The sequence below is a fragment of the Escherichia sp. MOD1-EC6475 genome, assembly GCF_003046645.1.
Lineage (GTDB): Bacteria > Pseudomonadota > Gammaproteobacteria > Enterobacterales > Enterobacteriaceae > Escherichia > Escherichia ruysiae.
On the sequence record NZ_PZKQ01000059.1, the window covers coordinates 21,417 to 45,211 of the forward strand.

The following is a 23,795-nucleotide window of genomic DNA, read 5'->3' on the forward strand; positions in this document are numbered from 1 at the left end:
TTCTTTCTGTATGACTCATACAGAAGTCCTTTATTGATTGTCCTTATCACGACAAAGAATTTTTTCAGGGAAGATAAACTTCACCGGAAAATATTTTTCTGGTCGTCCGAATAACAGATGCGCGTAACGTCGTGGCATCCTGACCTTCATTGCTTAAATGAACGTCAAGCGCACCACTGGGGTGTTCAATATTGATATTGCCGTATCCAACAGAAGGGACGATTTGTCGGGTGACGGTGCCTTCCAGCGCACAGCTACTGGAAATGGCAATAGCACCAGTTATCGCCAGCGCGCGATGGCAAGAATGCGGCATAAAATAACGCACATTGATCGCCCCGCCTTTCTGTGCTGGAGAAATAAGTACAGGTTTAGGGATAACCATATTACTGACATCGCCCAAGCCCATTGCTTTACCCGCTTGTAGACGGATAGATTCAATGCGGGCTAATAATGCTTTGTCGGCATCCAGTTCCGCTGGTAATTCATAGCCTGTTTTTCCCAGATATTCAGCCGGAATAATAACGACTGGCATCGCCATATCGATACAGGTCACCGGGACATCGTCAAAATAATCAATCTGATTATCCGTCGGGAAAACTTTTCCGGTTTTTGTTCCGGCAGCATTCAGGAAAGTGAGCGCGACCGGCGCGGCTGTCCCTGGTACACCATCAATTCTGGCGCTACCCTCATACTCGACGACACCGTTTGGCGTTTGCACATCGGCTTCGATGAACGTGCCTGTATTGACGTTGCGGATACGCACGCGGGTGACCGGTGATGTCGCTGCAATCAAACCATTTTCAATGGCGAATGCCCCAACGCCAGATAACATATTGCCGCAGTTAGGTGTGGTATCGACACGTTGCTCATGGACGATTACCTGCGCAAACAAATAATCGACATCAGCACGAGAATCGCTGGAACGGCTAATAATGGCGACTTTACTGGTCAGCGGATTACCGCCACCGATACCGTCAATTTCCAGATCATTACCGGAACCCATAATTGCCATCAATATTTTATCGCGCTGCGTTTGATCTTCAGGTAAATGTTCCGCTAACAGGAACGCGCCCCTCGAGGTTCCACCTCGCATCATCACGCAGGGTATTTTTTTCATAATAATGCCCTCAATTTAAAAACATAACTTATTGCGATATGGTTACATTAAGGGCAAAGCATCTCTAATGACTTTAGCTTCACGATTAATAACATTTTTTCATTAATTTAAGTGATTAAAAGGCAGTTAAACTGGTTTAACTGCAAATCACTAAAAAGCACCGCTTCCATTTTCCGGAGTAATAATGAAGCATGAGTTATCAAGTATGAAAGCATTTGTCACGCTGGCAGAGTCCAGTTCATTTAACAATGCTGCTAAATTACTTAATATTACGCAACCTGCATTAACGCGCAGAATAAAAAAGATGGAAGAGGATTTACATATTCAACTCTTTGAGCGTACAACTCGCAAGGTTACTTTAACAAAAGCGGGGAGAATGTTGCTTCCTGAGGCGCGGGAATTAATAAAAAAATTCGATGAAACACTATTTAATATTCGCGATATGAATATTTATCATCGTGGTATGGTGACATTAGCGTGTATTCCTACCGCCGTGTTTTATTTCTTGCCGTTGGCAATTGGCAAATTTAATGAGCTATATCCCAATATTAAAGTGCGAATTCTGGAACAAGGCACGAATAATTGCATGGAATCGGTGCTGTGCAACGAATCGGACTTTGGCATAAATATGAACAACATCACAAATTCATCCATCGATTTTACGCCACTGGTCAACGAGCCGTTTGTGCTGGCCTGTCGGCGTGACCACCCATTAGCCAAAAAGCAGCTGGTGGAATGGCAGGAACTGGTAGGTTACAAAATGATTGGCGTGCGCTCCTCCAGCGGCAACCGACTGCTGATTGAGCAAAAATTGTCCGACAAACCCTGGAAGCTGGACTGGTTTTACGAAGTGCGTCATCTTTCGACGTCATTAGGACTGGTGGAAGCAGGACTGGGGATTTCGGCGCTTCCAGGCCTGGCAATGCCTCATGCGCCCTATTCTTCGATTATTGGTATCCCGCTGGTGGAACCCGTTATACGTCGGACATTGGGGATTATTCGTCGCAAAGATGCCGTGCTTTCTCCGGCAGCAGAACGCTTTTTTGCCTTGCTGATTAATTTGTGGACTGATGATAAAGACAATTTATGGACCAATATCGTCGAACGCCAGAGACATGCGTTACAGGAGATGGGGTAATACCCCGGCGCAGGAAATACTGCGCCGGGTAACTCAACGGTTAGTGTGCGTTCACCACCACCCACATCGGCCCCTGCCCGACCGCATAGCGACCTTTTTCATACAGTAGCCCCTGCTCGCCGACAATTTCGTAAACTGAGATGTGGTGAGATTTTTGCCCGGCGGCAATCAGATACTTGCCACTGTGATCAACGTTAAAGCCGCGCGGCTGGGTTTCCGTTGGCTGGAAACCTTCTTTGCTCAACACGCTGCCATCTTCCGAAACGCTGAAAACGGTAATCAGACTGGCGGTACGGTCACAGGCGTATAAATGACGACCATCCGGAGTAATATGAATATCAGCCGCCCAACGGGTGTCGGAGAAGTTTTCCGGCATCATATCCAGCGTCTGGACACATTCGATATTGCCGTGCGGATCTTTCAGTTCCCAGACATCCACTGAACTGTTTAACTCATTGACGCAATACGCATATTGTTCGTTTGGATGGAACACCATATGACGCGGCCCGGCGCCTTCAACGGTCGTCACTTCCGCCGGGTCCTGCGCCACCAGATGACCATCATCGCTGAGCGTAAACAGGCAGATGCGATCCTGCTTTAATGCCGGAACCCACAGCGTACGGTTATCCGGTGAGATATTGGCGGAATGGCAGCCGTCCAGCCCCTCGACCACATCGACGACGCCCACTGGCAGGCCATCTTCCAGTCGCGTTACGCTCACGTTACCCGCATTGTAAGAACCTACAAAGACAAACTGTCCCTGGTGATCGGTAGAAATATGCGTCGGGCTACCCGGCAGCGCCGACTCTGCGGCGAATGTCAGTGCACCGTCGTCCGGGGCGATACGATACGCCAGGACGCGAAACTCAGGGCGAACGCCAACGTAGAGATAACGTTTGTCCGGGCTGACCACCATCGGCTGCACCTGCCCCGGCACATCAACAACCTGCGTCAGCGTCAGTGCGCCTTCATGATTCAGGTTCCAGACGTGAATTTGCTGGCTCTCAGGGCTGGCGATATAAACTGTTCGCTTCATGAATGCTCCTTTGCATTTAGCAACTGACTGTAACAGCTAAAATTAGTCGCTTTTGGCGGTGAATGCTGAATTAAAACGCAGAATTTTGTCCGATAGTGGTATCGGTGTACCATTCGCGCAGACGAAAATTCTTAACCTTAATCTGGAATACGCCATGACCACACGCGTGATTGCTCTCGACTTAGACGGCACCTTATTGACCCCGAAAAAGACCCTGCTTCCCTCATCTATAGAAGCACTGGCTCGCGCTCGCGAAGCAGGCTATCAATTAATCATCGTCACAGGTCGCCATCACGTCGCTATTCATCCTTTTTATCAGGCGCTGGCGCTGGATACACCTGCTATTTGCTGTAACGGCACCTATTTGTATGATTATCATGCAAAAACCGTGCTTGAAGCCGATCCAATGCCTGTTAATAAAGCCCTGCAACTCATTGAGATGCTGAATGAACACCACATTCACGGCCTGATGTATGTCGATGATGCAATGGTGTATGAACACCCGACCGGGCATGTTATTCGTACTTCTAACTGGGCGCAAACCCTGCCGCCAGAACAGCGTCCGACCTTTACCCAGGTTGCCTCGCTGGCCGAGACGGCACAAGAAGTTAAGGCTGTGTGGAAGTTCGCCCTGACGCACGATGACCTGCCGCGATTGCAGCATTTTGGTAAGCATGTTGAACATGAATTAGGACTGGAGTGCGAATGGTCCTGGCACGATCAAGTTGATATTGCACGCGGCGGCAACAGCAAAGGTAGACGCCTGACGAAATGGATTGAGGCACAAGGCTGGTCGATGGAAGATGTGATTGCGTTTGGCGATAACTTTAATGATATCAGTATGCTGGAAGCCGCCGGAACGGGTGTAGCGATGGGCAACGCCGATGACGCAGTAAAAGCGCGCGCCAACATTGTGATTGGGGATAACACCACCGACAGCATTGCCCAGTTCATTTATAGCCACCTGATTTAATCAGGCGGTTATCGACACACTTTTAATTTGCGCGTACAGCCACAGGCCAGGTCTGATTGCCAGTTCATCCCTGGCCCACGGGCTAATACGCGCCCACAGCGTTTTACCACCGACTTCCAGTTCGACTTCCACCTGACCGTTGTCGTCATAGCTATTAACAACTTTTGCGCGCAACACGTTACGAATGCTGGTTTGCTGCGGAGGCTGTAAAACCAGCGAGACATCGGAAGCCTGAATGCGAATACGTAGCGCAGCTTGTAACGGCTCGTCCAGCTTATTGACCCACAAATGCTGATCGCCCAGCGCCAGCGCGGTCATTGCGTAATGCGGATGATGCTCCAGTATCGACACTTTCAGAATGCTACTTTGTTGCTCTTTCGGCAGCCACGGATTCATCACGCTACTACCCCAGACTTCTTCCAGCGCGCCAAAGGCTTTCACCTGACCGTTTTCCAGCACCATCACTCTGTCTGCCAGATGGAGGATCTCATCCAGAGAATGGCTGACATACAACATAGGAACGTTAATTTCCCGCGTCAGACGTTGCAGATAAGGCAACAGTTCGCGTTTACGCGGAATATCCAGTGATGCCAGTGGTTCATCCAGCAACAGCAATTCCGGCGCCGTCAGCAATGCCCGACCAATCGCCACACGCTGTTTTTCGCCACCGGACAGGCTGCCCGGTAAACGTTCAAGTAACGGTTCAATGCCTAAAAGCGCCACCAGCTTGTCGAACTGATCGACCATGCTTTTCGCCATGCCGTAGCGCAGATTGCCACGCACTTTGTAATGCGGAAACAGCCGCGCATCCTGAAACACATAGCCAACGCGACGCTTTTCTGGCGTCAGACAGATACCTTTTTCGGCGTCATTTAGTACCCGACCATTGAGGACAATCCGCCCTTTTTGCGGACGTGTCAGTCCACTGATGGCGTTAATCAGCGAGGTTTTTCCGGCACCGGAGACGCCAAAGATAGCAGTGATGCCGTTGGCGGGCAGCGTTTCATTAATGGTCAGGCAATGGTTGCCCAACGTCTGGGAAAAATTCAGTTCCAGCATGATTAGCGCCCCGCCCGCTCACGGCTGATTCTTGCCAGCCACTCTGAAATCAGCAAGGAGATCATCGCCAGCGCAATAGAGATGATGCAAAGTCTCGCCGCACCGCTTTCCCCGCCAGGGGTCTGGATCAAGGTATACATGGCTGAAGGAATGGTTCGCGTTTCACCAGGAATGTTAGAAACAAAGGTGATGGTTGCACCAAATTCACCGAGCGAACGAGCGAAAGCCAGCACCGTACCGACAATAATTCCCGGCAAAGTCAGCGGTAACGTGATGGTAAAGAAAACACGCCAGCGCCCAGCCCCGAGTGTTCTTGCGGCCTGTTCCAGTTTGACATCAACGCCTTCCAGCGCCAGACGAATTGCCCGCACCATCAGCGGAAAAGACATGACAGCGGCAGCGAGAACCGCGCCGCGCCAGCTAAAGGCGAAGGTAATGCCAAACCAGTCATACAGGCGTTCACCGATAAATCCGCGCCGTCCCATAGAAACTAACAGCAAGTAGCCGACGACTACTGGCGGTAACACCAGCGGTAGATGCAGCACGCTGTCGAGCAGAGCTTTGCCCGGAAACGTGCAACGCACCAGTAACCAGGCAAAAAAGATCCCAAACGGCAGGCTAAACAGCACAGCCAGGGAAGAAACTTTCAGGCTTAGTAAAACCGCCTGCCATTCTGGATCGGTCAGTATCATTACTTAGTTGTAAATCCGTAACGTTTAAAGATTTCCGCAGCCTGCGGTCCCTTCAGATAATCGTAAAATGCTTTCACTGTCGCATTGTTATGCCCTTCCACGACGGCAACCGGATATTCCACTTTTTTATGCGAATCTTCCGGGAAAGTGGCTACTACTTTAACCCCTTTGCTGGCAACCGCGTCAGAACCGTAAACAATGCCCAGCGGTGCTTCATTGCGTTCAACCAGCGCCAGCGCCCCACGAACATCTTCCGCCGGAGCCAGTTTTGGGGAGAGCGTATCCCATGCGCCCAGTTTTTGCAGTGCTTCTTTCGCATAAATACCAGCGGGGACATGTTCCGGATCGCCAACCGCCAGGCGACCGCCATTCAGCAGCGAAGTCCAGTTGGTTTTGCTGTCGATGGTGAAATCTTTCTGTGCACTGGTTTTCGGTGCTACAACGACCAGGCTATTGCCGAGCAATGTCTGACGCGTGGCAGTGTCGATCGCTTTTTTATCAACCGCATAATCCATCCATTTCTGATCGGCAGAAATAAACAGATCCGCAGGCGCGCCCGCTTCAATCTGACGGGCCAGGGTAGAAGACGAGGCAAAAGAAGAAACGACGTCCACGCCTTTCTCTTTTTTATACTGCGTAGCGATGTCCTGCATTGCGTTGGTCAGTGATGCTGCCGCAAAAACTGTAATCTTCCCTTCGTCTGCCAGCGCATTGCCTGCAAGAGTTAAAGAGAGCGCCGCTCCGGCAAACAAGTTCAACCATTTACGAGCCATTGGTAACCCCTTCATGTAACGTTATGTAGGCAACAATATAACGACTGATTCAGAATTTTCCCAGCAGTTATTGTTAACCTTTGAGAGGTAGCTAGAAAAAATATCGGCAGGAAAAGCAGGAAGTTGAGAAAAAAGAAAATGCCCGACTAAGCGGGCATTCAGGGAATCAATGATTTTGTCCGGGCTGGTCTTTTTTACCAACACCAGAAAAGATGTTGAATACTTCACCAAGACCGTAAATCAGACCCAGGATGATGGCCATCACGACAGGTACCATGATTACGGCGAATACCAGACTTTTTAATAACTCTAACATGGTCAACTCCAGATATAGTCCTGTCACTATTCTAACCGCTAAGCACAGAAAAGCACTCCCCTTTTGTGCGGTCAGCTTTGCGTGGCGTTCGTTTTCCGTCACAATAAGACTTTTGCCAGGACATTGTTATGCAGGCCGAAATCCTTCTCACCCTTAAGCTTCAACAAAAGCTATTTGCCGACCCACGCCGCATTTCGTTACTAAAACACATTGCCCTTTCCGGTTCTATCAGCCAGGGGGCGAAAGATGCCGGTATCAGCTATAAAAGCGCCTGGGATGCCATTAACGAGATGAATCAGTTAAGCGAACATACGCTGGTTGAACGCGCTACAGGAGGAAAAGGTGGCGGTGGCGCGGTACTGACCCGCTATGGCCAGCGGCTGATTCAGCTCTATGACCTCCTGGCGCAGATCCAGCAAAAAGCCTTTGATGTATTAAGTGACGACGACGCCCTGCCGCTGAACAGCCTGCTGGCAGCTATCTCACGTTTTTCACTGCAGACCAGCGCCCGTAACCAGTGGTTCGGCACCATCACCGCCCGCGATCACGATGACGTTCAACAGCATGTTGATGTCCTACTGGCTGATGGTAAAACACGATTAAAAGTCGCGATTACCGCGCAAAGCGGCGCGCGTCTGGGTCTGGATGAAGGCAAAGAAGTATTGATACTGCTGAAAGCGCCGTGGGTAGGTATTACTCAGGACGAGGCGGTCGCACAAAACGCCGACAACCAATTGCCGGGCATTATTAGTCATATTGAGCGCGGCGCGGAGCAGTGCGAAGTATTAATGGCGCTACCCGACGGGCAAACCCTGTGCGCCACGGTGCCGGTAAATGAAGCGGCTTCTCTTGAGCAAGGGCAGAATGTCACGGCCTACTTTAATGCCGACAGCGTGATTATCGCCACGCTGTGCTAAGCGTGTTGACAATTTGTTATGAAACAAGTATCCCTGTCAGTAATCGCTGCAAAAAATGGGATATAAAATGTCATCGTTGCAAATTTTGCAAGGCACGTTTCGTCTTAGCGACACAAAAACGCTGCAATTGTCTCAGCTAACGTTAAACGCGGGTGATAGTTGGGCGTTTGTCGGTTCAAATGGCAGCGGGAAGTCGGCGCTGGCTCGCGCGCTGGCGGGGGAACTTCCGCTTTTGAAAGGTGAACGGCAAAGCCAGTTTTCCCACATCACTCGTCTCTCCTTCGAGCAATTGCAAAAGCTCGTCAGCGACGAATGGCAGCGGAATAACACCGATATGCTCGGCCCTGGCGAAGATGACACCGGGCGTACCACGGCTGAGATCATTCAGGATGAAGTAAAGGATGCACCGCGTTGTATGCAACTGGCGCAGCAGTTCGGTATTACCGCCCTCCTCGACCAACGCTTTAAATACCTTTCCACTGGCGAGACGCGAAAAACCCTGCTGTGTCAGGCGCTGATGTCGGAGCCTGACTTGTTGATTCTTGATGAGCCGTTCGATGGCCTGGATGTTGCCTCACGTCAGCAGCTGGCTGAGCTACTCGCCTCGTTACATCAGTCCGGTATTACTCTGGTAATGGTGCTCAATCGCTTCGATGAGATCCCGGAATTTGTCCAGTTTGCCGGAGTGCTGGCGGATTGTACGTTAGCGGAAACGGGCGCTAAAGAGGAACTGCTCCAGCAAGCTCTCGTTGCGCAACTGGCGCATAGCGAACAGCTTGAAGGTGTGCAACTGCCGGAGCCGGATGAGCCTTCAGCGCGTCACGCCTTACCCGCCAACGAACCGCGCATTGTGCTGAACAATGGTGTGGTTTCTTATAACGATCGCCCCATTCTTAACAACCTTAGCTGGCAGGTGAATCCTGGCGAGCACTGGCAAATTGTCGGGCCAAATGGCGCAGGAAAATCGACGTTATTAAACCTGATCACGGGCGATCATCCGCAAGGTTACAGCAACGATTTAACGCTGTTTGGTCGGCGTCGCGGCAGCGGTGAAACCATCTGGGATATCAAAAAACATATCGGTTACGTCAGCAGTAGTTTGCATCTGGATTACCGGGTCAGCACTACCGTGCGTAATGTGATTCTTTCTGGCTATTTTGATTCGATTGGCATTTATCAGGCCGTTTCGGATCGCCAGCAAAAACTGGTGCAGCAGTGGCTGGATATTCTCGGCATTGATAAACGCACCGCAGACGCTCCTTTCCATAGCCTTTCCTGGGGGCAGCAGCGTCTGGCATTGATCGTCCGCGCACTGGTGAAACATCCGACGTTGCTTATTCTTGATGAACCATTGCAAGGGCTTGATCCGCTGAATCGCCAGCTTATCCGTAGATTTGTTGATGTGCTGATTAGCGAAGGTGAAACGCAGTTGTTGTTTGTTTCGCACCACGCTGAAGATGCGCCTGCCTGTATTACCCATCGTCTGGAGTTCGTGCCAGACGGTGACCTCTATCGTTATGCGCTTACCAAAATAAATTGAGTGACTGTGCCGGATGCGGCGTGAAAGCCTTATTCGGCCTACGGTTTAACGCATCCAGGCATGAAACCGCGTCTTTTTTTCAGATAAAAAGCGCAATCATTCATAAACCCTCTATTTTATAATCACTTAATCGCGCATAGAAAATGGCTAAATTATTGTGTAAACGATTCCACTAATTTATTCCATGTCACACTTTTCGCATCTTTGTTATGCTATGGTTATTTCATACCATAAGCCTGATGGAGCGAATTATGAGAGTTCTGGTTACCGGTGGTAGCGGTTACATTGGAAGTCATACCTGTGTGCAATTACTGCAAAACGGTCATGATGTCATCATTCTTGATAACCTCTGTAACAGTAAGCGCAGCGTACTGCCTGTTATCGAGCGTTTAGGCGGCAAACATCCAACGTTTGTTGAAGGCGACATCCGTAACGAAGCGTTGATGACCGAGATCCTGCACGATCACGCTATCGACACCGTGATCCACTTTGCCGGGCTGAAAGCCGTTGGCGAGTCGGTACAAAAACCGCTGGAATACTACGACAACAACGTCAACGGTACTTTGCGCCTGATTAGCGCCATGCGCGCCGCTAACGTCAAAAACTTTATTTTTAGCTCCTCCGCCACCGTTTATGGCGATCAGCCCAAAATTCCATACGTTGAAAGCTTCCCGACCGGCACACCGCAAAGCCCTTACGGCAAAAGCAAGCTGATGGTGGAACAGATCCTTACCGACCTGCAAAAAGCCCAGCCGGACTGGAGTATTGCCCTGCTACGCTACTTCAACCCGGTTGGCGCGCATCCGTCGGGCGATATGGGCGAAGATCCGCAAGGCATTCCGAATAACCTGATGCCATACATCGCCCAGGTTGCTGTAGGCCGTCGCGACTCGCTGGCGATTTTTGGTAACGATTATCCGACCGAAGACGGTACTGGCGTACGCGATTACATCCACGTAATGGATCTGGCGGACGGTCACGTCGTGGCGATGGAAAAACTGGCGAACAAACCAGGCGTACACATCTACAACCTCGGCGCTGGCGTAGGCAGCAGCGTGCTGGACGTGGTTAATGCCTTCAGCAAAGCCTGCGGCAAACCGGTTAATTACCATTTTGCACCGCGTCGCGAAGGCGACCTTCCGGCCTACTGGGCGGATGCCAGCAAAGCCGAGCGCGAACTGAACTGGCGCGTAACGCGCACTCTTGACGAAATGGCGCAGGACACCTGGCACTGGCAGTCACGCCATCCACAGGGATATCCCGATTAAGGAACGACCATGACGCAATTTAATCCCGTTGATCATCCACATCGCCGCTATAACCCGCTCACCGGGCAATGGATTCTTGTTTCACCGCACCGCGCTAAGCGCCCCTGGCAGGGGGCGCAGGAAACGCCAGCCAAACAAGTGTTACCTGCGCACGATCCAGATTGCTTCCTTTGCGCAGGTAATGTGCGGGTGACAGGCGATAAAAACCCCGATTACACCGGGACTTACGTTTTTACCAATGACTTTGCGGCGCTGATGTCCGACACGCCAGACGCGCCGGAAAGTAACGATCCGCTGATGCGTTGCCAGAGCGCGCGCGGCACCAGCCGAGTGATCTGCTTTTCGCCGGATCACAGTAAAACGTTGCCAGAACTGAGCGTTGCGGCATTGACGGAAATCGTCAAAACCTGGCAGGAGCAAACAGCAGAACTGGGGAAAACATACCCGTGGGTGCAGGTTTTTGAAAACAAAGGTGCGGCGATGGGGTGCTCTAACCCGCATCCGCACGGTCAGATTTGGGCAAATAGCTTCCTGCCTAACGAAGCTGAGCGTGAAGACCGCCTGCAAAAAGAATATTTCGCCGAACAGAAATCGCCAATGCTGGTGGATTATGTCCAGCGTGAACTGGCAGACGGTAGCCGTACCGTTGTCGAAACCGAACACTGGTTAGCCGTAGTGCCTTACTGGGCTGCCTGGCCGTTCGAAACGCTGCTGCTGCCCAAAGCCCACGTTTTGCGGATCACCGATTTGACCGACGCCCAGCGCAGCGATTTGGCGCTGGCATTGAAAAAGCTGACCAGTCGTTATGACAACCTCTTCCAGTGTTCCTTCCCCTACTCTATGGGCTGGCACGGTGCGCCATTTAATGGCGAAGAGAATCAACACTGGCAGCTGCACGCGCACTTTTATCCGCCTCTGTTGCGCTCTGCCAGCGTACGTAAATTTATGGTTGGTTATGAAATGCTGGCAGAGACCCAGCGAGACCTGACCGCAGAACAGGCAGCAGAGCGTTTGCGCGCAGTCAGCGATATCCATTTTCGCGAATCCGGAGTGTAAGAAATGAGTCTGAAAGAAAAAACGCAATCTCTGTTTGCCAACGCATTTGGCTACCCTGCCACTCACACCATTCAGGCGCCTGGCCGCGTGAATTTGATTGGTGAACACACCGACTACAACGACGGTTTCGTTCTGCCCTGCGCGATTGATTATCAAACCGTGATCAGTTGTGCGCCACGCGATGACCGTAAAGTTCGCGTAATGGCAGCCGATTATGAAAATCAGCTCGACGAGTTTTCCCTCGATGCGCCCATTGTCGCGCATGAAAACTATCAATGGGCTAACTACGTTCGTGGCGTGGTGAAACATCTGCAACTGCGTAACAATAGCTTCGGCGGTGTGGACATGGTGATTAGCGGCAATGTGCCGCAGGGTGCCGGGTTAAGTTCTTCCGCCTCACTGGAAGTGGCGGTCGGAACCGTATTGCAGCAGCTTTATCATCTGCCGCTGGACGGCGCACAAATCGCGCTTAACGGTCAGGAAGCAGAAAACCAGTTTGTTGGCTGTAACTGCGGGATCATGGATCAGCTGATTTCCGCGCTGGGCAAGAAAGATCATGCCTTGCTGATCGATTGCCGCTCACTGGGCACCAAAGCAGTCTCCATGCCGAAAGGTGTGGCTGTGGTCATCATCAACAGTAACTTCAAACGTACCCTGGTTGGCAGCGAATACAACACCCGTCGTGAACAGTGCGAAACCGGTGCTCGTTTCTTCCAGCGGCCAGCCCTACGCGATGTCACCATTGAAGAATTCAACGCCGTAGCGCATGAACTGGATCCGATCGTGGCGAAACGCGTGCGTCATATCCTGACCGAAAACGCCCGTACCGTTGAAGCTGCCAGCGCGCTGGAGCAAGGCGACCTGAAGCGTATGGGCGAGCTGATGGCGGAGTCTCATGCCTCTATGCGCGATGATTTCGAAATCACCGTACCGCAAATTGACACTCTGGTAGAAATCGTAAAAGCTGTGATTGGCGACAAAGGTGGCGTACGCATGACCGGTGGCGGATTTGGCGGCTGTATCGTCGCGCTGATCCCGGAAGAGCTGGTGCCTGCCGTACAGCAAGCTGTCGCTGAACAATATGAAGCAAAAACAGGCATTAAAGAGACTTTTTACGTGTGTAAACCATCACAAGGAGCAGGACAGTGCTGAACGAAACTCCCGCACTGGCACCCGATGGTCAGCCGTACCGACTGTTAACTTTGCGTAACAACGCAGGGATGGTAGTCACGCTGATGGACTGGGGTGCGACTTTACTTTCAGCCCGTATTCCGCTTTCCGATGGCAGCGTCCGCGAGGCGCTGCTTGGCTGCGCCAGCCCTGAATGCTACCAGGATCAGGCTGCGTTTCTGGGAGCCTCTATTGGTCGTTATGCCAACCGTATCGCCAATAGCCGTTATACCTTTGACGGTGAAACCGTAACGCTTTCGCCAAGTCAGGGCGTTAACCAGTTGCATGGCGGCCCGGAAGGGTTCGACAAACGTCGCTGGCAGATTGTGAACCAGAACGATCGTCAGGTGCTGTTTGCCCTGAGTTCAGATGATGGCGATCAGGGCTTTCCGGGGAATCTCGGCGCGACGGTGCAGTATCGTCTGACCGACGATAACCGTATCTCTATTACCTATCGCGCCACAGTTGATAAACCTTGCCCGGTGAATATGACTAACCACGTCTATTTCAACCTCGACGGCGAGCAGTCTGACGTGCGCAATCACAAACTGCAGATTCTGGCGGACGAATATCTGCCCGTTGATGAAGGCGGCATTCCGCACGACGGCCTGAAATCTGTCGCCGGGACGTCTTTTGATTTCCGCAGCGCCAAAATCATCGCCAGTGAGTTCCTTGCCGACGACGATCAGCGCAAAGTGAAAGGTTACGATCACGCGTTCTTGTTGCAGGCCAAAGGTGATGGCAAGAAAGTGGCAGCGCATGTCTGGTCAGCAGATGAAAAATTGCAGCTGAAGGTCTACACCACCGCTCCGGCTCTGCAATTTTACTCCGGCAACTTCCTCGGCGGCACGCCGTCACGGGGAACCGAACCTTACGCCGACTGGCAAGGACTGGCGCTGGAAAGCGAATTTCTGCCAGACAGTCCGAACCACCCTGAATGGCCGCAGCCGGACTGCTTCCTGCGCCCTGGCGAAGAGTATTCCAGCCTGACGGAATATCAGTTTATTGCTGAATAATTTTAAGCCCTCGTGATGAGGGCTTTATCCTCATGTTGCTCAAATCACCAGCAAACACCGACATATTTGCAACTCAATATTCACAACAACCTTACACTGCGACACTATTTTCGCTATGGTTATGCGTAAGCATTGCTGTTGCTTCGTCACGGCAATATAATGAGAATTATTATCATTTAATAATGATTTGAGGAGTAAGTATATGGCTGTAACTAAGCTAGTTCTGGTTCGTCATGGCGAAAGTCAGTGGAACAAAGAAAACCGTTTCACCGGTTGGTACGACGTGGATCTGTCTGAGAAAGGCGTAAGCGAAGCAAAAGCAGCAGGTAAGCTGCTGAAAGAGGAAGGTTACAGCTTTGACTTTGCTTACACCTCTGTGCTGAAACGCGCTATCCATACCCTGTGGAATGTGCTGGACGAACTGGATCAGGCATGGCTGCCCGTTGAGAAATCCTGGAAACTGAACGAACGTCACTACGGTGCGTTGCAGGGTCTGAACAAAGCGGAAACCGCTGAAAAGTATGGCGACGAGCAGGTGAAACAGTGGCGTCGTGGTTTTGCGGTGACTCCGCCGGAGCTGACTAAAGATGATGAGCGTTATCCGGGTCACGATCCGCGTTACGCGAAGCTGAGCGAGAAAGAACTACCGCTGACTGAAAGTCTGGCGCTGACCATTGACCGCGTGATCCCTTACTGGAATGAAACCATTCTGCCGCGTATGAAGAGCGGTGAGCGCGTGATCATCGCCGCTCATGGGAACTCCCTGCGTGCACTGGTGAAATATCTCGACAACATGAGCGAAGAAGAGATTCTTGAGCTGAATATCCCGACTGGCGTGCCGCTGGTGTATGAGTTCGACGAGAATTTCAAACCGCTGAAACGCTACTATCTGGGTAATGCTGACGAGATCGCGGCAAAAGCAGCTGCTGTTGCAAACCAAGGTAAAGCGAAGTAAACGTCATTCGTTTAAAAATGAGAAAGCCGACTGCAAGTGAGTCGGCTTTTTTTGTTTGTCGTTACTAACAATGGAGCACATTGCCCGATGCGACGCTGCGCGTCTTATCAGGCCGACAAACGTACAGTCATGGTAATTCGACTATAAATTACCCGCGACGTGCTTTCACTGCGTTCGCCAGTTGACGTAACAGAGCGTCGGTATCTTCCCAGCCAATGCAGGCATCGGTGATGCTCTTACCGTAGGCCAGCGGCTCCCCGCTCTCGAGGCTCTGATTGCCTTCCACCAGATGGCTTTCCACCATCACGCCAATAATGGCTGTTTCGCCACCGGCAATCTGCTGGCAAACGTCAGCACAAACATCCATCTGCTTTTTGAATTGTTTGGACGAGTTAGCATGGCTGAAATCGATCATCACCTGCGCCGGTAAACCCGCCTTGTTCAGCCCTTCTTTCACTTCAGCAACGTGTTTCGCACTGTAGTTAGGCTCTTTACCGCCGCGCAGAATGATATGGCAATCACCGTTACCGCTGGTATTCACAATTGCTGAATGCCCCCATTTCGTTACGGACAGGAAGCAGTGCGGCGCACCGGCGGCATTAATGGCATCGATAGCCACTTTAATCGTACCGTCGGTGCCATTTTTGAAGCCGACCGGACAAGAAAGCCCTGATGCCAGTTCGCGGTGCACCTGCGATTCGGTGGTACGTGCGCCAATTGCGCCCCAGCTCATCAGGTCAGCGAGATATTGTGGGGTGATCATATCGAGAAACTCACCCGCCGCTGGCAGACCGCTGTCGTTAATATCAAGCAGCAATTTACGGGCTATACGCAGACCGTCGTTGATCTGGAAGCTGTTATCCATATGCGGATCGTTAATCAGCCCTTTCCAGCCCACAGTGGTACGCGGCTTTTCAAAATAGACGCGCATTACGATTTCCAGCTCATTTTTCAGCTCTTCACGCAGCGCCAGCAAGCGAGTGGCATACTCTTTAGCCGCGACAGGATCATGAATTGAGCACGGGCCAATCACCACCAACAGGCGATCATCATTACCTTTCAGGATCTTATGGATCGCTTTTCGGGCATGGGCAACCGTATTCGCGGCATTTTCAGTAGCGGGGAATTTTTCCAGCAATGCGACAGGAGGAAGTAACTCTTTGATTTCTTTGATGCGTAAATCGTCGTTCTGATAATTCATGTCTGTTCCAGTGTTGCCATACTTATCTTAGTGAATGCAATACTTCCAATCTATATCTTCCGTCAGAATGTGTAAACGGGGTTTTACACTATGAACGGATTAATCCTGGAATTAGCAAGAAAAACGCCAGATTGTCGCGAATAACGAGATCTGACCTACAATTTCTAACTGTAACTTCTCTGTTTATTAATTTTTTCAAGATTCTCTGCTGGATTTATTCTTCTGGCTGAAATCTTAAACCATTACCTGATATTCACCTGCAAATGCACTGTTGGAAGAGGTTATCCGACATAACGACCATAACAGGAGCATCCTATGAAAATGACAAAACTGGCCACACTTTTTCTGACTGCCACTCTAAGCCTTGCCAGCGGTGCCGCACTGGCCGCCGATAGCGGAGCGCAAACCAATAATGGCCAGGCAAACGCCGCAGCTGATGCGGGTCAGGTTGCCCCGGACGCCCGTGAAAATGTCGCACCAAATAACGTCGACAATAACGGGGTAAATACCGGTTCTGGCGGCACAATGTTGCATCCGGATGGTTCTTCAATGAACAATGACGGCATGACCAAAGATGAAGAGCACAAAAATACGATGTGCAAAGATGGTCGCTGCCCGGACATTAATAAAAAAGTACAAACTGGCGATGGCATCAACAATGATGTCGATACCAAAACCGACGGTACTACGCAGTAACTCTGCCAAAAAGCCAATACCGGGAGAGCAGAGTCTCTCCCTTTTAATTTTTCCCCTCTAAAAGCGGTATGATGTCATAAAGTTAAGTGAGATTAATTAAGGGATGACTCGTCATGGCGCACTCACACACATCTTCACACCTGCCAGAAGATAATAATGCTCGTCGCTTGTTGTATGCTTTCGGCGTGACTGCCGGGTTTATGTTGGTTGAGGTTATTGGCGGTTTTCTCTCAGGTTCTCTGGCGTTGCTGGCCGACGCAGGACATATGCTTACCGATACTGCTGCCCTGCTTTTCGCCCTGCTTGCCGTACAATTTTCTCGTCGTCCGCCCACCATTCGCCACACTTTCGGCTGGCTCAGGTTGACCACACTCGCGGCGTTTGTGAATGCCATTGCCCTGGTGGTGATTACTATTTTGATTGTTTGGGAGGCGATAGAACGTTTTCGCACGCCGCGTCCGGTGGAAGGCGGCATGATGATGACGATTGCCGTAGCTGGGCTGCTGGCTAATATACTTTCTTTCTGGTTACTTCATCACGGTAGTGAAGAGAAAAACCTTAACGTGCGCGCAGCAGCACTGCATGTACTGGGAGATCTGCTGGGTTCGGTTGGTGCTATCGTTGCCGCGTTGATTATTATCTGGACCGGCTGGACGCCTGCTGACCCCATTCTCTCGATACTGGTGTCGCTTCTGGTTCTGCGCAGCGCGTGGCGATTATTGAAAGATAGCGTGAATGAATTACTTGAAGGGGCGCCGGTGTCGCTGGATATCGCTGAACTGAAGCGTCGTATGTGTCGGGAAATCCCGGAAGTCCGCAATGTGCACCATGTACACGTGTGGATGGTGGGTGAAAAGCCAGTAATGACGCTGCATGTGCAGGTGATCCCGCCACACGATCATGACGCGTTGTTGGATACGATCCAACATTATCTGATGGATCACTATCAGATTGAGCACGCCACCATTCAGATGGAATATCAACCTTGTCATGGGCCAGACTGCCACCTTAATGAAGGAGTGTCTGGCCATTCACATCATCACCATTAATGAGATAGCGCGCGTGAACCTCTTTCGCGTGCGCTGTTGATCCACATCCGGCTGCCGTTAAGAGCAATAAACGTCAGGATCAGATACTCCAGCGACATGGCATAGACGCCCTGCAAGGCGAAAATCACCACGCTGATCACGTTAATGATGACCCACAATAACCAGTTTTCGACATATTTGCGCGTCATCAGAATCATTGCCACGATGGATAGTACCATCATGCAGGAATCCCAGAACGGGAAGGCGTCCGGTTGTAGTTCCGGCATCGCAACCTGTAAACCCAACGCCTGCATAATCGTGACTGCAACACGTGTCAGGAAAGCAAATACCGGATTGATAAATACCGTCATCAGGCCGATAGCAACAACGCAAACCGCCAGCCAGGTTAACGCTTTAGGTAATGGCAGCCAGCGAATTTTTAACTCAGCTTCATGCTGACTGGTTTGTCGTGACCAGGCATACCAACCGTAAATGTTGGCAGCAAAGAAAAATACCTGTAGCAACAAGCTGGCATACAGTTGAATCTGAAAGAAAATAATGCCAAACAGGGTGACGTTGATCAGGCCAAAAAAGTAGTTGCTGATCTTCTCCATACTGGCAAGGCCAATACACAGTAACCCTGCGATCGTCCCTACCGCTTCGATCCATGAAAGATCGTAACCACCAGCGCCGATCGGTATATGAACCAGAATGTTCTGTGTGCTAAAAAAATCCATCTTTCCCCCAATGCGTAACATGACGCTTTATTGTCAGTTTCCTCGAAGTGTAGCCGCAAAATCCAGCATACGATTAAGCGGCACCAGCGCCCTCTCTCGCAGCCTTTCATCAACATGTACCTCGTGTTTGCTTTCTCCCTGTTCTAATGCCTCTGCGATGGCCTGGAGGCCATTCATAGCCATCCACGGGCAATGCGCACAGCTACGGCAGGTTGCTCCCTCGCCAGCGGTTGGTGCTTCCAGTAACTCTTTGTCTGGCACCGCCTGCTGCATTTTGTAGAAGATTCCCCGGTCAGTTGCCACAATAAGGCGCTGATGCGGCAATGTTTTCGCAGCATTGATCAACTGACTTGTGGAGCCGACCGCATCCGCCATATCGACAATAGCTTGTGGTGATTCCGGATGCACCAGTATGGCTGCATCAGGGTATTGCTTTTGTAAGCGGGTTAACGCCTGAGTCTTAAACTCATCATGCACAATGCAGGCGCCTTGCCAGCATAAAATATCTGCGCCCGTCTGTTTTTGTACGTAACGACCCAGATGTTTGTCTGGTGCCCAGATGAGTTTTTCACCCAGACTATCCAGATGATCAATGAGTTCAACAGCAATACTTGAAGTTACCACCCAGTCTGCGCGCGCTTTTACCGCAGCAGAAGTGTTAGCGTAGACCACAACAGTACGATCGGGATGGGCATCACAAAATGCGTTAAATTCTTCAATTGGGCAGCCGAGATCCAGTGAACATTCAGCCTGAAGTGTCGGCATCAGAATTGTCTTTTCCGGGCTGAGAATTTTGGCGGTTTCTCCCATAAATCTCACCCCGGCTACGAGTAGCGTTGAAGCGGGATGTTTGGCACCAAAGCGCGCCATTTCTAAAGAATCAGAAATACAGCCGCCAGTTTCTTCCGCCAGCTGTTGAATTTCGGGATCGGTATAGTAGTGGGCGACCATCACCGCATTACGTTCTTTTAGCAGACGTTTTATTTTCTCGCGGTAATACGCTTTTTCATCAATGCTTAACGGTGTCGGCTTCGGGGGGAAAGGATAAATCGCCGCTTCAGGATCAAACATCACGCTCATCTTGCCATCTCGTTTTACAGGCTTAACATTTAGACCGACATAAAGCGTAATATTCGCCACTATCGGTTTCATTTGTTTTATATGCTAAACAAGATAGCCGAGTGGTAGAGAAAAGTCACTCGAATTACGTATGAGATGCCGGCTGCGATGCTATGTATCTTATTTCCACCGACGTAGAGTTGCTTACGCAGCAAGCGCAGAGTATGTCATCAGGGTTAAGAATTGGAATTTTGGGATGCTTGAATAGCAAAAAAGCGCCTTTAGGGCGCTTTTTTACATTGGTGGGTCGTGCAGGATGACTCGCTTCGCTCGCCCTTCGGGTCGTCGCCGCGAGCGGCTCCGTTGTTTCGCTGCGCTCAACTCGAACCTACTGCAGGTTCGAATCTTTGAATATCGCAGATAGCAAAAAAGCGCCTTTAGGGCGCTTTTTTACATTGGTGGGTCGTGCAGGATTCGAACCTGCGACCAATTGATTAAAAGTCAACTGCTCTACCAACTGAGCTAACGACCCCTTGCGGGATTATGCTGCTTTAATCATTCAGGATGGTGGGTCGTGCAGGATTCGAACCTGCGACCAATTGATTAAAAGTCAACTGCTCTACCAACTGAGCTAACGACCCATACGGGTGTTACCTGAAAGATTTTTACTCGGTGCCAATATTAAAATTGGTGGGTCGTGCAGGATTCGAACCTGCGACCAATTGATTAAAAGTCAACTGCTCTACCAACTGAGCTAACGACCCGAGTGGTGGGTGATGACGGGATCGAACCGCCGACCCCCTCCTTGTAAGGGAGGTGCTCTCCCAGCTGAGCTAATCACCCGATATTGCGCTGGATACTACAAACTACTTCCACCTAACCCACCGTAATTAGTGGTGGGTCGTGCAGGATTCGAACCTGCGACCAATTGATTAAAAGTCAACTGCTCTACCAACTGAGCTAACGACCCGGTGGTGGGTGATGACGGGATCGAACCGCCGACCCCCTCCTTGTAAGGGAGGTGCTCTCCCAGCTGAGCTAATCACCCGATACTACGCTGGATACTACTTAAAGTGGTGGGTCGTGCAGGATTCGAACCTGCGACCAATTGATTAAAAGTCAACTGCTCTACCAACTGAGCTAACGACCCACTTTTGCGTTGCTTTCGGTTTGTTTGATATCCCGTGGCAACGGCGGCATATATTACTGATTTCAGATTTGAGCGCAACAAAAATTTCGATGTAGATCACTCAACTGCTTATGATTCGCACGACACGACCAGAAATAATGCGACTTCTGGTCGTGTGTTATGCATTACATCGCGTTCAGACGTTTTTGCGCCTGTTTAGCGCCATCAGTACCAGGGTATTTACTGATAACCTGCTGGTACACGGCTTTCGCTTTCGCGGTGTCACCTTTATCCTGCATGATGACGCCGACTTTAAACATCGCATCCGCAGCCTTCGGTGACTTCGGATAGTTTTTCACCACCGAAGCAAAATAGTACGCCGCATCATCTTTCTTACCCTTGTTGTAGTTTAACTGACCCAGCCAATAATTGGCGTTTGGCAGGTAAGTTGAATCAGGGTAATTTTTGATGAAATTCTGAAATGCCACCATCGCGTCATCCTGGCGGGATTTATCCTGTACCAGCGCAATAGCTGCATTGTAATCAGTGTTTGCATCGCCGCTTTTCACCGGCGCGCCAGCATTCGCAGTACCTGCATCAGCTGTTGGCGTCGTTGATGCCGCAGCACCGCTTTGATCGACGCTGGTTGATTGCGCCGCTGCTGCGCCACCGCTGCTGAGGCTATCGATCTGCAACAGGATCTGCTTTTGCCGCTCCACGACCTGATTCAGTTGATACTGATTTTCCTGAATCTGACCACGCAGGGAATCAATATCGGATTGATTATCAGAGAGTTGTTGCTGGAGTTGGGTTAAAAGCTGGCTGTGAGCATTAGAAATACGCTCAAGTTGAGTGACGCGGTCTTCGACCGAGCCTGAGCCGACACTACTGATTGGTGCCTGAGCAAAAGCGGCCCAAGGGGCCGCTATACCAACCAGTAACGACAGACTCAATAGTTGATGTCTGAAGTTACTGCTCATGCAATTCTCTTAGTAAACCAGTACCGCACGACGGTTTTTGGAATATGCCGCTTCGTCATGACCCAGTACTGCAGGTTTTTCTTTACCGTAAGAAACGATGGAGATCTGGTCTGCAGAAACGCCTTTACCCTGCAGGTACATCTTAACGGCGTTCGCACGACGTTCACCCAGGGAGATGTTGTATTCCGGAGTACCACGTTCGTCCGCGTGACCTTCTACGGTGACTTTGTAAGACGGGTTGCTACGCAGGAAGTTTGCGTGTGCATCCAGCATTTGAGCGAAGTCAGAACGGATATCGTACTTGTCCAGATCGAAGTAAACGATGTTGTTCTGCTGCAGCTGTTGCATTTGCAGACGAGCCTGCTCTTCGGAAGACATATTGCCGTTGCCGCCGTTCGCATCCATACCAGTGCCGGCACCCAGCATGCCTTCGCTGCCGTCATTGCTGGCGTTCTTGTTGGAAGAACATGCCGCAATTGCCATAACAGGCAGAGCAATCATCAGCCCTTTCAGCACTTTGTTCAGTTGCATTTCAATGATTCCTTTACTATTCAATTAATTATTATCACAGATACGGCGACCAGGCAGGGAATTTGACCTGTCCATCAGTTGCCGGAAGACGCGCTTTGAAACGCCCATCTGTAGAAACCAAATTCAGCACGGATCCCATCCCCTGAGAAGAGCTGTAGATTACCATAGTGCCGTTAGGTGCCAGACTTGGCGTTTCATCCAGGAACGTTGACGACAGAACTTGTACGCCTCCCGTTACCAGATCTTGTTTGGCAATGTGCTGCTGCCCACCATTGGAGCTGACCATTACCATAAACTTACCGTCGCTGCTGACATCCGCATCCTGGTTCTGCGAACCTTCCCAGGTAATACGTTGTGGCGCACCGCCGTTGATATTCACTTTATAAACCTGCGGACGACCGGCCTGGTCAGAAGTAAATGCCAGGTTCTGGCTGTCCGGGAACCAGGTCGGTTCGGTGTTGTTGCTGCGACCATCAGTCACCTGACGAATCTGACCAGAAGCCAAATCCATTACGTACAGGTTCAGGCTACCAGTTTTCGACAGAGCGAATGCCAGCTTGCTGCCGTCTGGCGAGAATGCAGGCGCACCGTTATGACGCGGGAATGAAGCCACCTGACGTACAGCGCCATTTGCCAGCGTCTGAATAACCAGCGCGGAACGACCGCTTTCGAAGGTGACATATGCCAGTTTAGAACCATCTGGTGACCACGCCGGAGACATCAGCGGCTGCGGTGAGCGATGAACCACAAACTGGTTGTAACCGTCATAGTCAGATACGCGCAGTTCATACGGGAACTGACCTCCATTGGTCTGAACAACGTAGGCAATTCGGGTACGGAACGCACCTTTAATGCCGGTCAGTTTTTCAAACACTTCATCACTGGCGGTATGACCAGCGTAACGCAGCCATTGCTTGTTAACTTTATATGAGTTCTGAGCAAGTACAGTACCCGGCGCACCGCCGGTATCAACCAGCTGATAAGCAACATTGTAAGAGCCGTCAGGATTTGGAGTGACCTGACCTACAACGACAGCATCAATGCCCAGCGCAGACCATGCAGCAGGTTGAACTTCCTGCGCACTACCCGGCTGCTGTGGCAGACGAGCGCGATCTAACGGATTAAATTTGCCGCTGTTACGCAAGTCAGCAGCAACGATGCCACCAATATCTTCGGGTGCCGCGCCAGGCCCTGCCCACTGGAAAGGAACTACACCAATAGGACGACCGGAATCTACACCGCTGTCGATCACAATGCGGACTTCAGCGTGCAGAACTGATGCCCACAGTATGAGAAAACCAAATGCTACTCGTAATGCCTGCTTCATCATATCTCCCTTATCTGGACAGATAGCCCACGATAATTTAGCAGAATGTTAACAAACTCAAATACACAAAACTACCAGAAC

At 50.7% G+C, this 23,795-nt stretch carries 23 protein-coding genes, 7 tRNA genes and 1 other RNA gene; 11 read left to right on the top strand and 20 right to left on the bottom strand.

What is annotated here, in order from left to right:
- Window positions 1–64 precede the first annotated feature (64 nt).
- Window positions 65–1,117, bottom strand: a complete 1,053-nt coding sequence (locus A7589_RS18960) for a 4-oxalomesaconate tautomerase (protein ID WP_000723669.1) — start codon at window positions 1,115–1,117, stop codon at window positions 65–67.
- Between the two features lie 184 nt (window positions 1,118–1,301).
- Here A7589_RS18960 and A7589_RS18965 point away from each other — a divergent pair, with 184 nt between their 5' ends.
- Complete coding sequence (locus tag A7589_RS18965) at window positions 1,302–2,255, top strand: LysR family transcriptional regulator (protein WP_000679976.1); 954 nt, start codon at window positions 1,302–1,304, stop codon at window positions 2,253–2,255.
- 40 nt (window positions 2,256–2,295) lie between these two features.
- Here A7589_RS18965 and pgl read toward each other — a convergent pair whose 3' ends face one another.
- Complete coding sequence (gene pgl / locus A7589_RS18970; RefSeq protein ID WP_108188956.1) at window positions 2,296–3,291, bottom strand: 6-phosphogluconolactonase; 996 nt, start codon at window positions 3,289–3,291, stop codon at window positions 2,296–2,298.
- A 154-nt stretch (window positions 3,292–3,445) separates the two neighbouring features.
- Between pgl and ybhA the strand changes: the two genes are divergently transcribed.
- Entirely contained in the window at window positions 3,446–4,264 is an 819-nt protein-coding gene (ybhA, locus tag A7589_RS18975; RefSeq protein WP_010354383.1) for a bifunctional pyridoxal phosphate/fructose-1,6-bisphosphate phosphatase, read from the top strand.
- Here the strand turns inward: ybhA and modC are convergent, their stop codons facing one another.
- The 4 genes from modC to acrZ all read right to left on the bottom strand — a co-directional run bounded on the left by modC (window position 4,265) and on the right by acrZ (window position 7,104).
- On the bottom strand, window positions 4,265–5,323 hold the full coding sequence (gene modC / locus A7589_RS18980) for a molybdenum ABC transporter ATP-binding protein ModC (RefSeq protein WP_000891689.1): 1,059 nt from the start codon (window positions 5,321–5,323) through the stop codon (window positions 4,265–4,267).
- 2 nt (window positions 5,324–5,325) lie between these two features.
- Window positions 5,326–6,015, bottom strand: coding sequence for a molybdate ABC transporter permease subunit (modB, locus tag A7589_RS18985; RefSeq protein WP_000604034.1), 690 nt, complete (start codon window positions 6,013–6,015; stop codon window positions 5,326–5,328).
- The gene (gene modA, locus A7589_RS18990; protein WP_000113011.1) at window positions 6,015–6,788 is read right to left on the bottom strand and encodes a molybdate ABC transporter substrate-binding protein; all 774 of its coding nucleotides are present in this window, start codon (window positions 6,786–6,788) and stop codon (window positions 6,015–6,017) included. Before modA ends, modB begins: the two co-directional genes overlap by 1 nt.
- A 166-nt stretch (window positions 6,789–6,954) precedes the next feature.
- Entirely contained in the window at window positions 6,955–7,104 is a 150-nt protein-coding gene (gene acrZ, locus A7589_RS19000; protein WP_000891515.1) for a multidrug efflux pump accessory protein AcrZ, read from the bottom strand.
- Between the two features lie 128 nt (window positions 7,105–7,232).
- On the opposite strand from acrZ, the gene modE reads away from it, so the two are divergent.
- The 7 genes from modE (at window position 7,233) to gpmA (ending at window position 15,026) form a co-directional block, all read left to right on the top strand.
- Window positions 7,233–8,021 carry a molybdenum-dependent transcriptional regulator gene (gene modE, locus A7589_RS19005; protein ID WP_001147450.1) on the top strand — a complete coding sequence of 263 codons (789 nt, stop codon included), beginning with the start codon at window positions 7,233–7,235 and terminating at the stop codon, window positions 8,019–8,021.
- 67 nt (window positions 8,022–8,088) lie between these two features.
- Window positions 8,089–9,561 (top strand): molybdate ABC transporter ATP-binding protein ModF, encoded by a 1,473-nt coding sequence (gene modF, locus A7589_RS19010; RefSeq protein ID WP_000096912.1) that lies wholly within the window; start codon window positions 8,089–8,091, stop codon window positions 9,559–9,561.
- Window positions 9,562–9,812: 251 nt separating this feature from the next.
- Entirely contained in the window at window positions 9,813–10,829 is a 1,017-nt protein-coding gene (galE, locus tag A7589_RS19015) for a UDP-glucose 4-epimerase GalE (RefSeq protein ID WP_001265444.1), read from the top strand.
- Between the two features lie 9 nt (window positions 10,830–10,838).
- On the top strand, window positions 10,839–11,885 hold the full coding sequence (gene galT, locus A7589_RS19020; protein ID WP_000191506.1) for a galactose-1-phosphate uridylyltransferase: 1,047 nt from the start codon (window positions 10,839–10,841) through the stop codon (window positions 11,883–11,885).
- Window positions 11,886–11,888: 3 nt separating this feature from the next.
- The gene (gene galK / locus A7589_RS19025) at window positions 11,889–13,037 is read left to right on the top strand and encodes a galactokinase (protein WP_000053421.1); all 1,149 of its coding nucleotides are present in this window, start codon (window positions 11,889–11,891) and stop codon (window positions 13,035–13,037) included.
- A complete protein-coding gene (galM, locus tag A7589_RS19030; RefSeq protein ID WP_000931389.1) occupies window positions 13,031–14,071 on the top strand; it encodes a galactose-1-epimerase in 1,041 nt (346 codons plus the stop codon). The genes galK and galM overlap by 7 nt, the downstream gene beginning before the upstream one ends.
- A gap of 202 nt (window positions 14,072–14,273) precedes the next feature.
- Window positions 14,274–15,026 (top strand): 2,3-diphosphoglycerate-dependent phosphoglycerate mutase, encoded by a 753-nt coding sequence (gene gpmA, locus A7589_RS19035; protein ID WP_001295305.1) that lies wholly within the window; start codon window positions 14,274–14,276, stop codon window positions 15,024–15,026.
- A 148-nt stretch (window positions 15,027–15,174) separates the two neighbouring features.
- On the opposite strand, the gene aroG is transcribed toward gpmA, so the two are convergent.
- Window positions 15,175–16,227 carry a 3-deoxy-7-phosphoheptulonate synthase AroG gene (gene aroG, locus A7589_RS19040; RefSeq protein ID WP_001109207.1) on the bottom strand — a complete coding sequence of 351 codons (1,053 nt, stop codon included), beginning with the start codon at window positions 16,225–16,227 and terminating at the stop codon, window positions 15,175–15,177.
- 315 nt (window positions 16,228–16,542) lie between these two features.
- Here aroG and A7589_RS19050 point away from each other — a divergent pair, with 315 nt between their 5' ends.
- A complete protein-coding gene (locus A7589_RS19050) occupies window positions 16,543–16,923 on the top strand; it encodes a YbgS-like family protein (RefSeq protein ID WP_000784348.1) in 381 nt (126 codons plus the stop codon).
- Window positions 16,924–17,036: 113 nt separating this feature from the next.
- Window positions 17,037–17,972 carry a CDF family zinc transporter ZitB gene (gene zitB / locus A7589_RS19055; protein WP_000951315.1) on the top strand — a complete coding sequence of 312 codons (936 nt, stop codon included), beginning with the start codon at window positions 17,037–17,039 and terminating at the stop codon, window positions 17,970–17,972.
- On the opposite strand, the gene pnuC is transcribed toward zitB, so the two are convergent.
- The 13 genes from pnuC to tolB all read right to left on the bottom strand — a co-directional run bounded on the left by pnuC (window position 17,969) and on the right by tolB (window position 23,714).
- Window positions 17,969–18,688, bottom strand: coding sequence for a nicotinamide riboside transporter PnuC (gene pnuC, locus A7589_RS19060; protein WP_016159053.1), 720 nt, complete (start codon window positions 18,686–18,688; stop codon window positions 17,969–17,971). The genes zitB and pnuC overlap by 4 nt on opposite strands.
- Before the next feature lie 33 nt (window positions 18,689–18,721).
- Complete coding sequence (gene nadA, locus A7589_RS19065) at window positions 18,722–19,768, bottom strand: quinolinate synthase NadA (RefSeq protein WP_000115322.1); 1,047 nt, start codon at window positions 19,766–19,768, stop codon at window positions 18,722–18,724.
- A 279-nt stretch (window positions 19,769–20,047) separates the two neighbouring features.
- A non-coding RNA gene (locus A7589_RS19070) (RtT sRNA) lies at window positions 20,048–20,179 on the bottom strand.
- A gap of 24 nt (window positions 20,180–20,203) precedes the next feature.
- A tRNA-Lys gene (locus tag A7589_RS19075) sits at window positions 20,204–20,279 on the bottom strand.
- 33 nt (window positions 20,280–20,312) lie between these two features.
- Window positions 20,313–20,388, bottom strand: a tRNA-Lys gene (locus tag A7589_RS19080).
- A gap of 47 nt (window positions 20,389–20,435) precedes the next feature.
- A tRNA-Lys gene (locus A7589_RS19085) sits at window positions 20,436–20,511 on the bottom strand.
- Window positions 20,512–20,514: 3 nt separating this feature from the next.
- A tRNA-Val gene (locus A7589_RS19090) sits at window positions 20,515–20,590 on the bottom strand.
- A gap of 51 nt (window positions 20,591–20,641) precedes the next feature.
- Window positions 20,642–20,717: transfer RNA gene (locus A7589_RS19095), tRNA-Lys, on the bottom strand.
- A gap of 2 nt (window positions 20,718–20,719) precedes the next feature.
- Window positions 20,720–20,795 (bottom strand) — tRNA-Val (locus tag A7589_RS19100).
- Between the two features lie 26 nt (window positions 20,796–20,821).
- A tRNA-Lys gene (locus A7589_RS19105) sits at window positions 20,822–20,897 on the bottom strand.
- Window positions 20,898–21,061: 164 nt separating this feature from the next.
- Window positions 21,062–21,856 carry a cell division protein CpoB gene (gene cpoB / locus A7589_RS19110; protein WP_000097564.1) on the bottom strand — a complete coding sequence of 265 codons (795 nt, stop codon included), beginning with the start codon at window positions 21,854–21,856 and terminating at the stop codon, window positions 21,062–21,064.
- Between the two features lie 9 nt (window positions 21,857–21,865).
- Window positions 21,866–22,387: a peptidoglycan-associated lipoprotein Pal gene (gene pal, locus A7589_RS19115; RefSeq protein ID WP_001295306.1), complete on the bottom strand. Its 522-nt coding sequence runs from the start codon at window positions 22,385–22,387 to the stop codon at window positions 21,866–21,868.
- A 34-nt stretch (window positions 22,388–22,421) separates the two neighbouring features.
- A complete protein-coding gene (gene tolB / locus A7589_RS19120; protein ID WP_010352214.1) occupies window positions 22,422–23,714 on the bottom strand; it encodes a Tol-Pal system beta propeller repeat protein TolB in 1,293 nt (430 codons plus the stop codon).
- Between the last annotated feature and the right edge of the window lie 81 nt (window positions 23,715–23,795).

Excerpts from the sequence above, each read along its gene's own strand:
- zitB (WP_000951315.1), top strand. The coding sequence starts at position 17,037 with ATGGCGCACTCACACACATCTTCACACCTGCCAGAAGATAATAATGCT.
- modA (WP_000113011.1), bottom strand. The coding sequence starts at position 6,788 with ATGGCTCGTAAATGGTTGAACTTGTTTGCCGGAGCGGCGCTCTCTTTA.
- modE (WP_001147450.1), top strand. The coding sequence starts at position 7,233 with ATGCAGGCCGAAATCCTTCTCACCCTTAAGCTTCAACAAAAGCTATTT.
- A7589_RS18960 (WP_000723669.1), bottom strand. The coding sequence starts at position 1,117 with ATGAAAAAAATACCCTGCGTGATGATGCGAGGTGGAACCTCGAGGGGC.
- pgl (WP_108188956.1), bottom strand. The coding sequence starts at position 3,291 with ATGAAGCGAACAGTTTATATCGCCAGCCCTGAGAGCCAGCAAATTCAC.
- galT (WP_000191506.1), top strand. The coding sequence starts at position 10,839 with ATGACGCAATTTAATCCCGTTGATCATCCACATCGCCGCTATAACCCG.
- A7589_RS19050 (WP_000784348.1), top strand. The coding sequence starts at position 16,543 with ATGAAAATGACAAAACTGGCCACACTTTTTCTGACTGCCACTCTAAGC.
- A7589_RS18965 (WP_000679976.1), top strand. The coding sequence starts at position 1,302 with ATGAAGCATGAGTTATCAAGTATGAAAGCATTTGTCACGCTGGCAGAG.
- ybhA (WP_010354383.1), top strand. The coding sequence starts at position 3,446 with ATGACCACACGCGTGATTGCTCTCGACTTAGACGGCACCTTATTGACC.
- acrZ (WP_000891515.1), bottom strand. The coding sequence starts at position 7,104 with ATGTTAGAGTTATTAAAAAGTCTGGTATTCGCCGTAATCATGGTACCT.
- nadA (WP_000115322.1), bottom strand. The coding sequence starts at position 19,768 with ATGAGCGTGATGTTTGATCCTGAAGCGGCGATTTATCCTTTCCCCCCG.
- gpmA (WP_001295305.1), top strand. The coding sequence starts at position 14,274 with ATGGCTGTAACTAAGCTAGTTCTGGTTCGTCATGGCGAAAGTCAGTGG.
- cpoB (WP_000097564.1), bottom strand. The coding sequence starts at position 21,856 with ATGAGCAGTAACTTCAGACATCAACTATTGAGTCTGTCGTTACTGGTT.
- galK (WP_000053421.1), top strand. The coding sequence starts at position 11,889 with ATGAGTCTGAAAGAAAAAACGCAATCTCTGTTTGCCAACGCATTTGGC.
- modF (WP_000096912.1), top strand. The coding sequence starts at position 8,089 with ATGTCATCGTTGCAAATTTTGCAAGGCACGTTTCGTCTTAGCGACACA.
- aroG (WP_001109207.1), bottom strand. The coding sequence starts at position 16,227 with ATGAATTATCAGAACGACGATTTACGCATCAAAGAAATCAAAGAGTTA.
- tolB (WP_010352214.1), bottom strand. The coding sequence starts at position 23,714 with ATGAAGCAGGCATTACGAGTAGCATTTGGTTTTCTCATACTGTGGGCA.
- galE (WP_001265444.1), top strand. The coding sequence starts at position 9,813 with ATGAGAGTTCTGGTTACCGGTGGTAGCGGTTACATTGGAAGTCATACC.
- modC (WP_000891689.1), bottom strand. The coding sequence starts at position 5,323 with ATGCTGGAACTGAATTTTTCCCAGACGTTGGGCAACCATTGCCTGACC.
- modB (WP_000604034.1), bottom strand. The coding sequence starts at position 6,015 with ATGATACTGACCGATCCAGAATGGCAGGCGGTTTTACTAAGCCTGAAA.
- pnuC (WP_016159053.1), bottom strand. The coding sequence starts at position 18,688 with ATGGATTTTTTTAGCACACAGAACATTCTGGTTCATATACCGATCGGC.
- pal (WP_001295306.1), bottom strand. The coding sequence starts at position 22,387 with ATGCAACTGAACAAAGTGCTGAAAGGGCTGATGATTGCTCTGCCTGTT.